Raw genomic sequence first — 14,031 nt, 5'->3', positions numbered from 1 at the left:
GATACGCCATGACCGCTAAACGCTTTTTAGTCATTGATGATGACGACGCCTTTTGCACCGCCTTGCAACGTTCGCTAACGCGCAAGGGCTATGAGGTAAAGCTGGCGAATAATCTCGATGAGGCCCGCGAATGCTGTCAGCAGTACGTTCCGAATTATGCGGTGGTGGACCTGAAAATTGACCAGGAGTCGGGTCTGAACATTATTCCCTATTTGCGCAACCGCTTCCCCGACATACGCATGCTGATGCTGACCGGCTATTCCAGCATCGCGACCGCCGTGGATGCCATAAAACTGGGTGCAGATAATTATTTGCAGAAGCCCGCTGGCACCGCCGCGATTCTCGCCGCGCTGGAGGAGAGCTCAAAGCCTGAGCCGGGGCAAGCCCTTCCCCCCAGTAACGCACCGTCGCTGGAGCGCATGACCTGGGAGCATATTCAACAGGCTCTGAAGGATAACGATGGCAATATTTCTGCCACGGCACGGCAGCTGGGAATGCACCGGCGCACCTTGCAGCGAAAACTACAGAAGCGGCCGGTTAAGTCTTAAAAGCGGCTATATAAGTCAGCAACCCCGGGCAACACCCGGGGCAGAGATGCAAGGCCCCGCAGGGCCCAGAATTAATCGCTAACGCTGTTTCCGGCATCGAGTTCGAAGATGCGTACATTGCCGCTCACCTCGTTGCCGACAACAATGTAACCCACGCCCTCTTTCAGGAAGCCGGTCAGCCCTTCTGGACCCACATCGCCCGTTTCGTTTTGCAGGTCAGCCGCAAAATTGCGATTGTTCACATACTGCACAAACTGCACGCCGTAGGGCGAGGTCACGTCGTACACCGCAATGCCGCCGGTGCGTTCCAAACCAATAAAGGCATAGACACGCCCCAGGCTGGCGATCAGCGTCAAGCCTTCAGGCTCGGCGCCTTTGTCGTCGCTGCGGGTGTCGCGGTCGTTGGCATTGTTGCCCAGCAAAGCGTGGGTCACGCGCAGCAAATCCGCGCCGGAGTCGAAGACTAAGTTGCCCTCTTCATCCCAGATCGCAAAGGACCGCGCACCAAAGGCACTGATTTCTTCAATGTCGTTGTCAGCATCGGTGTTGCCCGCCTCGCTGCTCACCTTCAAGCGACCAAGTTGGTTGTCGTCAGCGGCTGCATTGGCACTGGGGTTTGCCGGGTCGATATCCGGGCCACTCACACCATCGAGGTCACTGGCGCGCAGCTCCTCGGAAAAACCGCTGTAATCGCGGGCATCACCTTCGTTGGCGGTAACAAAGAAATTCTTACCTGCAAACTGATAGGCCGCGATCGCATCCGGCTGGTACATACCCACCACGCCCGGCCACAGCCCAAAATTAATGCTGCCGTCGTCGTTAACATCCAGCTCATTGCCCTTCACACCAAAGTCTTTGGTGCCCAGCGCGAAAATCTCGCTGACGGATTTGCTGTCGAAATCGATCACCGCTACGGCATTGTTTTCCTGCAAGCTGACGAAGGCTTTGCTGTTGTTCAGCGCTACGCCTATGTACTCCGGCTCCAAATCCTGGGCGACGCTGGCACCCGGCCCGAACACCCGCACACCGGCGGGCAATTCGCTGGCGCGCGCACCGCCCGCATTAAATTCGCTGAAACCTATCTGTGTGACTTCCGCGGCATCAACACCGTCAGTCAGGTCAATGAGGGTTACGCTGCCTTCGGGGTCGATGCTGTAGTCATCATTGGGCTCGCCTTCATTGGCAACCAGCAAGCGCTGCGCCAGCAGGTCAAAGGTCAGCATATCCGGCCCGGCACCCACCTCGAACGTGGCCGCCAGGGTAAGGTCTTCAAGGTTGTATAGCGCGGCAATACCGTTTTGCTGACGGTCGCTGTTTTCAATAGCAACGGCAACGTGTTGTGTGCCCACAGCCACGCTATTGATTGCACCGAGGGTCACACCGCTATCGGTGGCCGCCGCCGCAATATCGAGTTGCCCCAACAGCGTAGGCTGCAGGGGCGTTTCAATATCTAACACTTCGACAATGCCAAGCTGGGCATTGACCACAAACAGCTGGTCATTGGTGGTATCCACGGCAACAATCTCTGCCGCGCCAGTATCGGGTTGGGCATCGGCACGTTGATAGCTGGCCGACTCGGCATAATCCAGGCTTGGGCGATAGGGCGGCGTGCTGCTGATAATGAAGCTACCCAGCGGCAGAATGCTGATACGGCTGCGCGCGCCGGCACTGCTTTGGTCATACACGCCATAGCGGTTATCCGACACCACGGCAACAAACGCCGAGCTGAGCAGTGCCAGGCCTTCAATATTTTCGCCGAGCGCATCAATACCCGCCGGCAGCGGCATGCTCAGGCTATCAAAACCCAATTGCTTCACGACAAAGGGCGCGTCGCTAACCAGGAACTGCTCTTCCAGACTGGGCGAGGTACTCTCCTGGTCCCACTGACTGCCAAGAATACTGGTCGCATTGGCGAGGTTGATTCGGTAGTACTTACTCACGTCGCGAGCCTGCTCAACCACCACCAGGCTGTCCACATCCACGGCGGCCGCTTCGGTTACGCGCACCTCGCTTTGGCTGACAAACTCACCGTTGTCCAGCGCGCCTTTACCATCGTGTTTGGTCGCAAACTGTGAGGGCGTATCCAGGCGATACAGGTATTCACTATCAACACTGGCAATGCTGCCGTCGTCATTCAACGCCAGTTTAACGATACGCACCACGCGCGAATCGGCTACCGCCGCCACGCTGGGGTTAGCCAGCGGCGCTTCCATCACAAAGTATAAGAACTCGTTGTCTGGCGTCACGGCCAAGGCTGAAATCCCGCGGTCGACTTGGCGACGAGCAAGAATACCGGGCAGGAAGCCTTCACTCACGGTGTACCCGGCAGCAACGTAGTCGACGCCACGCCCCTGAGGAACTTCGCGGCGCACAATGCGGCCGTCACTTTCCAACAACACCAGGCTGGGGCCGTATTCATCGGCCACCCAGAAGCGGCCATTATTCAGGCGCACCAGCGCCTCGGGATCGAAGCCATTGGCACTGGTGCCCAGCTCATTACCGTTGGGGTCGTAACCCACTTCGCCTGAGCCTTCATTGGGCAGGCCGTTTACATCCGAACCGTTTTGCGTGGAAATACGAATGGTCTCAAGCTTTTCAATGCTGAGCTTGGTGCCCACACCGCTGAGTTTCCACTTTTGAATTTGCGGCGCAAACTGTGGCAGAGCGAAAACCGTACCCGCATTTCCACCACACAAATTCGCTACACCGATAATTGCCTGGCTCTCTGAGCAGTCAAAAGTCGGACCGCGATCGCTTAAGGTGTAGAAAAAATTATTCCCCTCATCGGTCGAGCGAAATGCGCTACTGCCAATAGACAGGCTGAGATCCAAGCTGGCGCCACCTTGGAATTGCACGCTGCCGAGTGACTCCTCAACAAAAAACTGTCGCGAATTGAGTTCATAGGACAAGCTGCGGCTGCTGGAGCTACTGTCGCCACTACAGGCAGCCAGGCCGAGTGCGGCAGCGGCAAGCACCGATAGAGTTTTTGCAAAAGCCTTGGTGGATCCCATCATCAATACGCCTTAAATCAGAGGAAGGCGCCGCAGCGCCATTTATTCATTACTATTGTTGTTAAGTCACTGCCACGCACAGCAAAAGGGGGCCTGCGCAGCCCCCTTACTCATCCTCGCCCTGCCTTACAGTTGCGAGCGGCCTTTGTTCGCCGCGATGCGCAAGCGCAGTGCATTGAGCTTGATAAAGCCTTCGGCGTCTTTTTGATCATAGGCGCCGGCATCATCTTCAAAGGTGGCAATCGCTTCGTCGAACAAGGAGTTGTCTGACTTGCGACCTACTACGACCACATTGCCTTTGTAGAGTTTCAGACGCACGGTGCCATTCACAAAGCCCTGCGACTCATCAATGGCCGTTTGCAGCATCCGGCGCTCGGGGCTAAACCAGTAACCGTTGTATACCAGCTTGGCGTAGCGCGGCATCAGCTCATCTTTCAGGTGGGCCGCTTCGCGGTCCAGCGTGATTGATTCGATAGCGCGGTGGGCCTTGAGCATGATCGTGCCACCCGGTGTTTCGTAACAGCCGCGCGACTTCATACCCACGTAGCGGTTTTCAACCAAGTCCAGACGACCAATACCGTTGGCGCCGCCAAGCTTGTTCAAGGTCTCAAGCATGGTCGCGGGGCTCAGTGCTTCGCCGTTCAGCGTAACCGGGTCGCCGTTTTGGTAGCCGATCTCGATATAGGTTGGCTTGTCGGGCGCCGCCTCTGGGCTAACACTCCAGCGCCACATGTCTTCTTCAGGCTCCCAGTAAGGGTCTTCCAGCTTGCCGCCTTCATAGGAGATATGCAGCAGGTTGGCGTCCATAGAATAGGGCGACTTCTTCTTTTTGCTGGAGAAATCCACCGGGATATTGTGGGTCTCGCAATAGGCCATCAGCGTTTCGCGAGAGGTCAGATCCCACTCGCGCCAGGGAGCAATCACCTGAATCCCCGGCTTCAGTGAGTACGCGCCCAGCTCGAAGCGCACCTGGTCATTCCCCTTACCTGTGGCACCGTGCGAAATGGCATCGGCGCCGGTTTCATTAGCGATCTCGATCAGGCGCTTGGCGATCAGCGGGCGGGCAATGGAGGTGCCCAGCAGGTACTCGCCTTCATAAATGGCATTGGCGCGGAACATCGGAAACACGAAGTCGCGCACGTATTCTTCGCGCAGATCATCGATGTAGATTTCTTTCACACCCAGCGCCTCAGCCTTGGCGCGGGCTGGCTCAACCTCTTCGCCCTGACCGATGTCAGCAGTAAAAGTCACCACTTCGCAGTCATAGGTTTCCTGAAGCCATCTAACAATGACCGAGGTGTCCAGGCCGCCAGAATAGGCCAGTACCACCTTGTTGATATCCGACATAACACACTCCGAAAAACGCCTGCAGGCACCTGGGCCGCAGGGTGGGAAAAAGGCCGCCATTTTAACGCTCTTTGGCCGCTGGTGCCATGCCGCAAGCCCGCTGGGGCAGGAATCATCGCAATAAATGCCCCCGCCTCAGCGCCGCGAACCGAAATTTAGCGAAAGCCGCGCCGCCTTATATTGGCGCTAGTCTTCCGCTGACACCGCGGCCAGGAAGTTTTTGTACTCCGTCAGCACCTCATTGGGGGCTTCCACCTGCGGGTAGTGGCCGATGCGCGGCAGGCGCGCAAGAAAGTCCAAACGACACTCAAGCTGCTGGTAGCGCTGCACCATGTGGTCGCCGGAAACCGGATCAACCGAGCCATTAATCAGCGCCAGCGGCAGCTCCGCGCGCTGCAATGGCTCCAACCAACGCTGCCGGTGCTGCTTTCGGTCTCGCATATAGGTGATCAAGTTATGGAAGATATGCTTGCCGTCATTTTCGTTGATCAACGACCAAAAGGCGTTTAACTCCGTGTCGCGGGGCTGAGTATCCGGGCCGAATACCCGGCTGAAATTCTTGCGAAATTGGGCAAAGCCCGACAGGCGATTCAGCAGCGGCCCAATCGGCGACAGCAATAATTTCTGCGTTAACAAGGCGCGGTGGGTTTCCGGGAACAAGCCGCCGTTTAAAAAACAGCCTGACAGCCACTGCCCGACGCCGCCGCCCTCCTGCTGACGGGCTAGTAGCTCCTGAGCGACGGTGTCGCCGTAGTCGTGGGCCAGCACGTGATAGCGCTGCACGCCCAGCTCGCTGAGCACGGCCTCCACCAGATCAGCCTGCAAATGGATACTGTAGTCGCGGCGCTTGGGCTTATCCGAAAAGCCAAACCCGAGCATATCCAAAGTGATCAGGCGGTAGTCCGGGCGCAGCCCTTCCCATAAACCCTGCCAGTCCCAACTGGATGTGGGAAAGCCGTGAATCAGAAGTATTGTCGGTTGATCTGCCGCGCCGTCATCGCGCACGAACAGGCGGTGGCCCAGCACTGTCAGCATCCGCCCTTGTTCTCGCCAAAGCTGTTTGTTGGCCTCATTCCACAGTGTTTTATCGTTAGCGGCAGCCATTATTTCGCCCCTTGTTATTGTTGTTGCAATCACCGTAGCTAAATCCGAACTTGACGTCTAGTTCAATTTATACTGAACTGCCTTTAGCCACCACAACAACACAAGGCTCACTAACCACTCATGAAAGCCCTGCCCACACAACAGCGCGCACTCGCCAAACGCAATGCACTGATTAGCGCCGCTGAGCACTGCTTTGCCAAACTGGGTTACGAGGGCTGTACGGCAAAAATTGTTGCTGAGCACGCCGAGGTTGCGACGGGAACCTTCTATCAGTATTTCGACAACAAAGACGACATGCTTCATACGCTGGCCGAGCAGTGGTTTTTCGAGCTCGAGCACACCCTCGATGATCACCAGAGCAGCCCGCCCACGACAGACATCGAGGCGCGCCTGGAAAACAGCCTGCGCTTTATCTACGACTTCCACGAACAAAAGCCCGAGCTCCACCAGATCTTCGAACACCGCCGCAACGTCGACGGCACGCTCGCAGACATTCTCAACCGCGGCGAAGCCAAGCTGCAGCAGCACGTGGTGCAGTTTGTCCACGCGCTCAAGCTGCCCAATGCCGACCTCGTGGCCTACAACCTCTTTGCGATGGCCGAAGGCGTGGTTCATCGCCATGTATTTCATAGCGAAACAAAACGGGACAAAGACGCGGTTATTCAGCAGGCAGCCCGAATGCTCGCCAGCTATTTACACCACCCAAGCTAAACCAAAACGGGAATAACAATAATGACAAACCAACACAGCAGCATCGCCCCAACCGACATAGATACCCTGATTAAACAGGCCAAGGTGTTTAACCGTGGCCATGACCCGGTTATCGAAGACATTGCCATCGGCAACGGCCGCATTCTCGCCCGCGGCCCCGCGCTTGAACCCGGACCAAACACCAAAGTCATCGACGCTAAGGGCCTGTGGGCCATGCCCGGACTCTTTGATATTCACACCCACTATGACCTGGAACTGGAGGTCGCCCCGGGACTGCCCGAGTCCACCCGCCACGGCACTACCACAGTGGTGATCGCCAACTGCAGCCTGGGGCTGGCTTTCGGCGCGCAACGCGAAAACGGCGCCGACCCCATCGTTGACTGCTATGCCCGCGTCGAGAATATTCCCAAGGGCGTACTGCGAGACTGCGCCGAGAAAGTCTCCTGGCAGACACCGGCCGAATACCTGAACCATCTCGATGGCCTCGCACTCGGCCCGAATGTGGTCACCCTGCTGCCCCACTCCATGCTGCGCATTGATGCGATGGGCTTTAATGACAGCATTAGTCGCGACCCCAGCCAGGCCGAGCTCAGTGCCATGCAACGTACACTGAAAGGCGCGCTCGCCGACGGCTACGTCGGCCTTTCCACCGACGCCCTGCCCTTTCACTATCTGGCGAACCAACCCAACTGCCACAAAACCATCCCCACACAATTTGCCAAATATGGCGAGCTAAAAGCGCTCACCCAAGTGGTGCGTGACGCCGGCGGTATCTGGCAGGCAACACCGCCTAAAGACAGTGCTCTAGGCACACTGAAAACGTTTCTGCTCACCAGCGGCCGCTTACACGGCCGCCCTCTCACCACCACCGTGGTCGCCGCACTGGATATCGCCAACAACAAGAAGATCGTTCGCCTGGCCCTGTTTTTGGCTCGAATGCTCAACAGCCGCTGGCTGAAAGGCAACTTCCATATGCAGGCCCTTGGCGCCGCGTTCAAAACCTGGGCCGACGGCGTCATTACGCCACTATCAGAGGAAATCCCCGAACTGCGTGCGCTCAATGAAACCGACTTAGAAGACCGCGCTGCGCGCCTCGCCATCCTCAATGACTCGGACTATATTCGCGCCTTTAAGCGCATGTGGATGAGCGGTAAACAGGGCTGGGGGCTGGCGCGCCTGAAGCGCAAACTCAAGCTCGAAGACTACGCCTTCAATCGCACCCTTGCCGATATGACCGTCGAGCGCTGCCCCATCGAAAACTGGCAGGGCAAAGACCTGCAAACCGTGTATGAGCGCGTACTGGCAATATTGCAGCAGCGGCCACCGCAAGACCTCGGCGAAGAAGAGCGGCAGCTCGTCGAACGCGACTTCACCGCAATCAACGACGAAGCCGACTTTATGCTGCAATTGCTGCGCAGCTTTGACACCGCGCTATCGTGGAGCACGATCACCGCAAATAGGAACCCGCAAAAGGTCCGCGAGCTGATTATGAACCCGCTTTTGTTGCCCGGCTTTAACGACAGCGGCGCCCACCTCACCAACATGGCCTTTTACGATGTAAACCTGCGCTGTTTAAAGCTGGCGGCCGAAGGCGGCGACAAGGACGTGAGCTACATGGTGAAACGCCTGACCTGCGACGCCGCCGACGTATTCGGCGTCGACGGTGGCAGCATTGATGTTGGCGATACCGCCGACCTGATTTTGGTTGACCCAAAGCAACTTGCCAATTACGAGGGCCAAGCCAATGTAGAGCGGCGCTACCGCGAGGAATTCCGGCACGAGCAATTGGTCAATCGCTCCGACGGCGTGGTAACACAGGTGTTTATTGGCGGCCAAAGTGCATGGCGCGACCAGCAGTTTTCGCCGCAGCTGGGCAAGCAAAAGTTTGGCCGGCTGCTGCGTCGCCGAGCGCATTAAGCCCCTCTGGCACAGCATGTTAGCACCGGGCAAGCGCGCCTAAGATGCTGTGCTACACTCAAATTGTGCATGGACCGCACACTTCTATTTCATCAACAAAAAGGATTTGGATGATGAGCTATTCACTGCCGCAACTCGCTACACTTATCAGTATGTTCTTTGTACTGGCGCTGACTTTCTCGGCCCCAGCCAGCGCACTGAATATCAACACAGCCACCGCTGCCGAACTCACGGAGCTAAAGGGCGTGGGCCCAAAACGCGCGCAAGCCATTGTGCGTTACCGGGAAAAACACGGCCCATTCCAAGACCGCGAAGCCCTGCTGGACGTGCCCGGTGTTGGCAAAAAAGTGCTGAAGGATAACCTCGCAATCATTGAGCTGGAGGCGCGAAACACCACCGCAAGCAAGTAAGGCCGTTGGCACTGGCAGCGCTGCCAGTGCCCTGCTCCCCTCCCCTCTGCAAAGCCGTCCACCTCACCAACTGATCAGAGCCAGTTTGTGAAAAGCGCTTGATCCAGGTCAGCGCAGCCTCGGCTGCGGCCCCGTAGTGTTAGTTTTTGATTGACTCCAATGGGTAGCACCATGCACTACAAAAAAATGGCTGGCACGGCCGCCGTATTCGTTCTCGCCGACCAACATGCCAACAAGCCCGTTGAGCGGCAGGGCGAAATATGGAGCGCGCAGGAACTTCACCTCGACACCACCCCCGCTGCCCTCACCAGCAAACCCAGCATGGCCAGCAGCCTCGCCCTGGAAGGCCTGGAAAGCTACGACCCACCCCGCCACGGCGATGTGCGCGAGGTCAGCGCATTGAATGCGAGTTTTGTGTACATCGAGGCCATCAAGGGCTGGGTGGAGTTAGCGTTGGATACGGAAAGCCCCTAAAACAGGGCTGCGGCCCTATTCAGGCTTTACTTAGCGCGAGCCTGCGGCTTTTTTCTGATGTAAATCACCTTGCGCACCCGCGACACAAGTTGCTCGGAGGCATCAACAATGTCGACGGTGAAATGGGCAAAGTACTTGTCGCCGTTTGCCGTGTTATCGCGAATATTCTGGATATCTTCATCTGAAATGGTCATCACCGCCGTGACTTTGGACTGCCCCGGTTTGATAAATTCGATATCTGCAGATTTATCCCATATCAAATAGTCTTTGCCGAAAATCTGCATGAGCAGCAGCATAATGTGGGGGTCAACCATCGAATACAGGCTGCCGCCAAAATGCGTACCCACCGCGTTGCGGTTATACCAGCGCAAAGGCATAGAGACCTGCAACTGCTGCCAATCCTGACTGACGTGGTCCACCTTTACACCCGCGCCGATGTAGGGCGGATAACAATTAAGCATCAATTTAAATAGCCGCGGGGACAACTTCATATCGTCTACCTTACTGTCTGTAAAAAACGGCAGAGGCGTGTATTACCCGCCAGCCGCGTACCAAGCAACGCACACTAACCGATTTATCAATGGCGTGATAGCGTCGCCGGCCGTTTGCGCATTTAGCGTCAGGGCGGGGAAAAGGCATTCATCGTATCCAGGGGCGCAGGGCAGTTTCCGACATAAAGTCCATAAAACAGCGTACCCGGCGTGAGTCGCGCAGGTCAGTATGAGTTAGCAACCACAGCTCGGTGGTCACCAATGGCTCATCGCAGGCGGGCAGAAGCTCAGGGTAGCGCGCGGCGATGGGCGCCGCCATTAAGCCGAGCACAACACCCTGCCGAACCATCGCCACCAACTGGCTGTTGCTATTAGTACGCAAGGTGATTTGCGGGTCGTCGACCATATTGCGGAAGTAGCGATCGCCGTGATTGCTGTCAAAGGCCGCCTGCCAAATACCCCAAGAGGCCTTATTCAACTCACCGTCGATGCTCTCCAGATACTCCCTTGTGCCATAGGCAAACAGGGAAATATCCGTCAGTTTTCGCCCTACCAACAACTCCGGCGGGTGGTCGGTGATGCGGATAAGAATATCTGCCTGAGACTGGTTCAGGTTATGTTGCGCCGAGGTGGCAAACACGGTGAGCTCGATATCCGGGTATCGCCGCATAAAATCAGCTAACGGCGCCGACAGGTCGATCAATGTGGTCTCGGGAATCGACAGCGTTAAGGGACCGGCCAGCACATCGGACTGGCCGCGCATTTTCCGCTCGAAATTAATACAGCGCTCTTCCACCGCTTCGGCGTCGCTCATCAGGCGTTCGCCGGCAATAGTCAGGCGGTAGCCACTCTGGCGGCGGTCAAAGAGCTTTACCTTGCGCCGCGTTTCCAAGCGGTCGATGCGGCGAGCCACGGTAACATGGGTCACACCCAGTTTGCGCGCCGCACTGCTGAGCGAGCCGCTGCGCGCGAGCACGGTGAAGTAGCGAATATCATCCCAGTCCATTTGTACATTTTCTCACAATAATTGTTATTTCATTGAACTAACTATAACAGTGCAGTCTTTCGTAGACTGTAGCGATTCCATCAATTCTGGAGGTTGATGTATGCACAGCGTGCAAGATGCCCAGGCCCTGGCGCTTCGCTATGCGCAGATTGTCGACAACCGAACGTTCGACGCCATGCGCGAGCTACTCGTCGACGACTTTACCCAGCGCGGCCCAGAGTGGCTTTGTGAGAGTGCCGATGCCTTTGTCGGCATGTTGAATCTACTCGCCGATAACTATAGTGCGACCTTTCATTTGGTTGGCAATCAGCTGGGCGAGTGGCAAGGCGACTGCTACGAAGGCGAAACCTACTGCATTGCCTCCCATATCTACGAAAAGGCCGGTCAGGGACGAAAACTGGACATGGGGATTCGCTACCAGGAACAGGTGGTCTACGCCGAAGGGGCTTACCGATACGCCCGCCGGGACGTGACCGTGGTGTGGACCAGCGATCACCCGCTCAATAGCTAAATTCCATTTACACGCACAATAACGAGAGCATAACTATGAACGTACTTGTTGTCGGTGGCTCCGGCTTGATTGGCGGCGACGCGGCCCTCTATCTGAAGTCGCACTGTCACAACGTGACTATTATGGCGCGCAACAAACCAACAGCACCGCCCCTGGCGGCCCTGCCTTTTTTGCAGGGAGACTACGTCAACGACGATATGAACGACGGCCGCTTAAACGGCTTTGATGCGTTGGTTTTCGCGGCCGCAGCCGATATTCGTCAGCTGCCGGTGGATGGCAGCGTCACGCCGGACGACTTCTACCGGGAAGTGAACGACAACGCGGTACCGCGTTTTTTTGCCGCTGCTCGCGAGGCCGGTGTGCGCCGCGCCGTATACATTGGCACCTTCTACCCGCAGGTGGCGGCGCATCGTATTGGCGAGTGCCCCTATGTGACGTCGCGCAGCAATACCGATGAGGCGGTGCGCGCAATGAGCAGCGACAACTTCACCGTATGCAGTCTGAATTTACCCTTTGTTATGGGGCACATACCGGGACTGGATATCCCCCATATTGGCGCGCTGGTGGCCTACGCAAGCGGCGCCTTAGAGCTGCCGGTGTTTGCCCCCAAGGGCGGCACAAACCACATTAGCTCTCACTCGGTGGCCCAGGCGACGTTGGCAGCATTGGATCACGGCGAATCAGGCCGGGCCTATTTGCTGGGCGATGAGAATTACAGCTGGAAGGAATACCTCGAACTCTGGTTCGACGCAGCAGGCAACCCGCAAACGCTCGAGGTCCGGGAGGACGACCACCCGCTTCTGCCAAATGTGATTATGTTTGCCGGCGCCGGTGCGACGGTTAGCTATGACCCGGAAGCCGTTGACGAACTGGGCTACGACCGCCACCAGATCAAAGCGACGATCAACACGCTGATAAACGCCTACGGCGGGAAGTGATCGCTTTACGCAACAGGCCGTAAGCGAGCGCGGCTGGCCGCCTGCTCATTAGGCCACCAATGACATCGGGTAAGTGAGCGGGCGCTCCCTGCTCAACACATCACAACCAGAACCGACCGGCCATCGTAGAAGGAAGACACGTTTACAAGGACCACACCATGTTTTCGCTCTTCAAGAAAGACCCCGTCGCCAAGCTCAACAAGGCGTATCTGGCCAAACTGGAAAAAGCGATGCAGGCGCAGCGCAATGGCGATATTAAAGCGTATTCGATGATAACTGCCGAAGCCGAGCAGATAGCCGCTGAGATGCAGCAGCTCAAAGACGCCCAACACAGCGGCGGGTGAACAGCGGCGAATTTGTCAAAACGCAAACTCTGGCGGCAACACGCGCAGCCTTCGCATGTTTATCGATTCAACCGCTGCGCAGCAGAAGCCAGCCCCAGTTGCCGGCCTTCGCGGCGATAATACGACCTGGACCACGCACGGTCTTGTACCCAGCTGAGTTTCAACAGCCAAGGCAAACTGGGAATCCAAAAACAGTCGCCTAGAGGCTGCGGCGCGCCGCGTTTGCCCAGCTCGATATTCGCCAGCACAAGTCCTTCGCCTTCAGCAGCGGCGCGGCTGGCAAGCACCTTGCCATCGCCATCAACGATCTGCGCGCAACCCACAAACTCAGATCGAAACCTCAGGCCGCGTATTGTACCCGGAAGGCAGGTACTCACCGTTTCGAAGTGGCCACAGTGGTTAGCATGCACCACCGGCACCCGGAGCAAACGTGACAACTCCACCGGCGCGTTCTCGCACAGGTAGCGATTGTACTGCCGTGTCGCCGCAGTCAATTTTGTAAACAATGCCCCCCAGTTATCTGGCAACGTCCACCAATGCGACCCGGTCATCATGACGTCCACCTTGTCAGAAAGGCGCTTAACGGTCTGTGTGCGAATCAACTCCCAGCACACAGCCGCGCCAACCTTCCCCAGCTCGGTATGGAGACAACCGTCGTCATTACCCGGGGCATAAAATGCGTTTTCCCACATGGTGGGCAAGTCTTTATCGTGGGTATGAACATCACCACTGGGCTCAAAGAGGTGATAGCGGTTGTAGATATCATCGCCATCGGCAATTAGCATTGAGCCGCCAATCGAACACGCATATTGCTGCGCAAGGGCACGCAGTAGATCCACTGCCTCATTATCTACTGGTAAAACAGACTCAAATACCGACTCGTCAAAAACGATGCGGCTGGTAAAAAACTCCGGAAGCGCAATCAATGTCGCCCCTTGGCTGATCGCACTCCGACACCACGCCTCAACCAACTCAAGATTGGCGGCGACATCACCCGCTTTCGCTTCAAGCTGAATAGCAGCGGCTTTTACTTGCTTTGCACTCACTGATGCAGGCCTCGTTCACTCATTTTCCACGCGCTCGCCTTCGCGGGCTCAAGCGACAGTCTATGCCATTTGCCGCCATGCCCCCCAGCAGCCTCATTACCCAACACTACACAATATGACCAAAATTCCGGATGTTAGGCCAAGTTCACTGCCGCTCCCTGCGCCAAGATAAG

At 56.8% G+C, this 14,031-nt stretch carries 14 protein-coding genes; 8 read left to right on the top strand and 6 right to left on the bottom strand.

Going from position 1 to position 14,031, the window contains the following annotated elements; all coding sequences use genetic code 11:
- The first annotated feature begins 8 nt into the window (after positions 1 to 8).
- A complete protein-coding gene (locus ABNS66_RS05315; RefSeq protein WP_204996277.1) occupies positions 9 to 548 on the top strand; it encodes a response regulator transcription factor in 540 nt (179 codons plus the stop codon).
- Between the two features lie 71 nt (positions 549 to 619).
- On the opposite strand, the gene ABNS66_RS05310 is transcribed toward ABNS66_RS05315, so the two are convergent.
- The 3 genes from ABNS66_RS05310 to ABNS66_RS05300 all read right to left on the bottom strand — a co-directional run bounded on the left by ABNS66_RS05310 (position 620) and on the right by ABNS66_RS05300 (position 6,010).
- Positions 620 to 3,562: a choice-of-anchor I family protein gene (locus ABNS66_RS05310; protein WP_286840200.1), complete on the bottom strand. Its 2,943-nt coding sequence runs from the start codon at positions 3,560 to 3,562 to the stop codon at positions 620 to 622.
- Between the two features lie 123 nt (positions 3,563 to 3,685).
- Positions 3,686 to 4,906 (bottom strand): argininosuccinate synthase, encoded by a 1,221-nt coding sequence (locus tag ABNS66_RS05305; RefSeq protein ID WP_204996275.1) that lies wholly within the window; start codon positions 4,904 to 4,906, stop codon positions 3,686 to 3,688.
- Positions 4,907 to 5,092: 186 nt separating this feature from the next.
- Positions 5,093 to 6,010: an alpha/beta hydrolase gene (locus tag ABNS66_RS05300; RefSeq protein ID WP_286840198.1), complete on the bottom strand. Its 918-nt coding sequence runs from the start codon at positions 6,008 to 6,010 to the stop codon at positions 5,093 to 5,095.
- Positions 6,011 to 6,130: 120 nt separating this feature from the next.
- Between ABNS66_RS05300 and ABNS66_RS05295 the strand changes: the two genes are divergently transcribed.
- The 4 genes from ABNS66_RS05295 (at position 6,131) to ABNS66_RS05280 (ending at position 9,522) form a co-directional block, all read left to right on the top strand.
- A complete protein-coding gene (locus ABNS66_RS05295) occupies positions 6,131 to 6,721 on the top strand; it encodes a TetR/AcrR family transcriptional regulator (RefSeq protein WP_286840197.1) in 591 nt (196 codons plus the stop codon).
- A 21-nt stretch (positions 6,722 to 6,742) separates the two neighbouring features.
- On the top strand, positions 6,743 to 8,638 hold the full coding sequence (locus ABNS66_RS05290) for an amidohydrolase family protein (RefSeq protein ID WP_286840195.1): 1,896 nt from the start codon (positions 6,743 to 6,745) through the stop codon (positions 8,636 to 8,638).
- Positions 8,639 to 8,748: 110 nt separating this feature from the next.
- On the top strand, positions 8,749 to 9,048 hold the full coding sequence (locus ABNS66_RS05285; protein ID WP_204996271.1) for a helix-hairpin-helix domain-containing protein: 300 nt from the start codon (positions 8,749 to 8,751) through the stop codon (positions 9,046 to 9,048).
- Between the two features lie 171 nt (positions 9,049 to 9,219).
- Positions 9,220 to 9,522, top strand: coding sequence for a hypothetical protein (locus ABNS66_RS05280; RefSeq protein ID WP_286694654.1), 303 nt, complete (start codon positions 9,220 to 9,222; stop codon positions 9,520 to 9,522).
- Positions 9,523 to 9,548: 26 nt separating this feature from the next.
- Here the strand turns inward: ABNS66_RS05280 and ABNS66_RS05275 are convergent, their stop codons facing one another.
- Complete coding sequence (locus ABNS66_RS05275) at positions 9,549 to 10,013, bottom strand: YiiD C-terminal domain-containing protein (RefSeq protein ID WP_286694655.1); 465 nt, start codon at positions 10,011 to 10,013, stop codon at positions 9,549 to 9,551.
- 148 nt (positions 10,014 to 10,161) lie between these two features.
- Positions 10,162 to 11,019, bottom strand: coding sequence for a LysR family transcriptional regulator (locus tag ABNS66_RS05270; protein ID WP_286840194.1), 858 nt, complete (start codon positions 11,017 to 11,019; stop codon positions 10,162 to 10,164).
- 100 nt (positions 11,020 to 11,119) lie between these two features.
- On the opposite strand from ABNS66_RS05270, the gene ABNS66_RS05265 reads away from it, so the two are divergent.
- From ABNS66_RS05265 to ABNS66_RS05255, 3 genes are all read left to right on the top strand, one after another.
- On the top strand, positions 11,120 to 11,530 hold the full coding sequence (locus ABNS66_RS05265) for a nuclear transport factor 2 family protein (protein WP_286694657.1): 411 nt from the start codon (positions 11,120 to 11,122) through the stop codon (positions 11,528 to 11,530).
- A gap of 35 nt (positions 11,531 to 11,565) precedes the next feature.
- Positions 11,566 to 12,468, top strand: a complete 903-nt coding sequence (locus ABNS66_RS05260) for an NAD(P)-dependent oxidoreductase (protein WP_286840192.1) — start codon at positions 11,566 to 11,568, stop codon at positions 12,466 to 12,468.
- A 158-nt stretch (positions 12,469 to 12,626) separates the two neighbouring features.
- Positions 12,627 to 12,812: a DUF6435 family protein gene (locus tag ABNS66_RS05255; RefSeq protein WP_286840190.1), complete on the top strand. Its 186-nt coding sequence runs from the start codon at positions 12,627 to 12,629 to the stop codon at positions 12,810 to 12,812.
- A 59-nt stretch (positions 12,813 to 12,871) separates the two neighbouring features.
- On the opposite strand, the gene ABNS66_RS05250 is transcribed toward ABNS66_RS05255, so the two are convergent.
- Positions 12,872 to 13,858 carry a carbon-nitrogen hydrolase family protein gene (locus tag ABNS66_RS05250; RefSeq protein WP_286840188.1) on the bottom strand — a complete coding sequence of 329 codons (987 nt, stop codon included), beginning with the start codon at positions 13,856 to 13,858 and terminating at the stop codon, positions 12,872 to 12,874.
- Positions 13,859 to 14,031: the final 173 nt, after the last annotated feature.

Source organism: uncultured Spongiibacter sp. (assembly GCF_964011655.1).
GTDB classification, from domain to species: domain Bacteria; phylum Pseudomonadota; class Gammaproteobacteria; order Pseudomonadales; family Spongiibacteraceae; genus Spongiibacter; species Spongiibacter marinus.
This window is presented reverse-complemented; position numbering and strand designations above follow the sequence as displayed.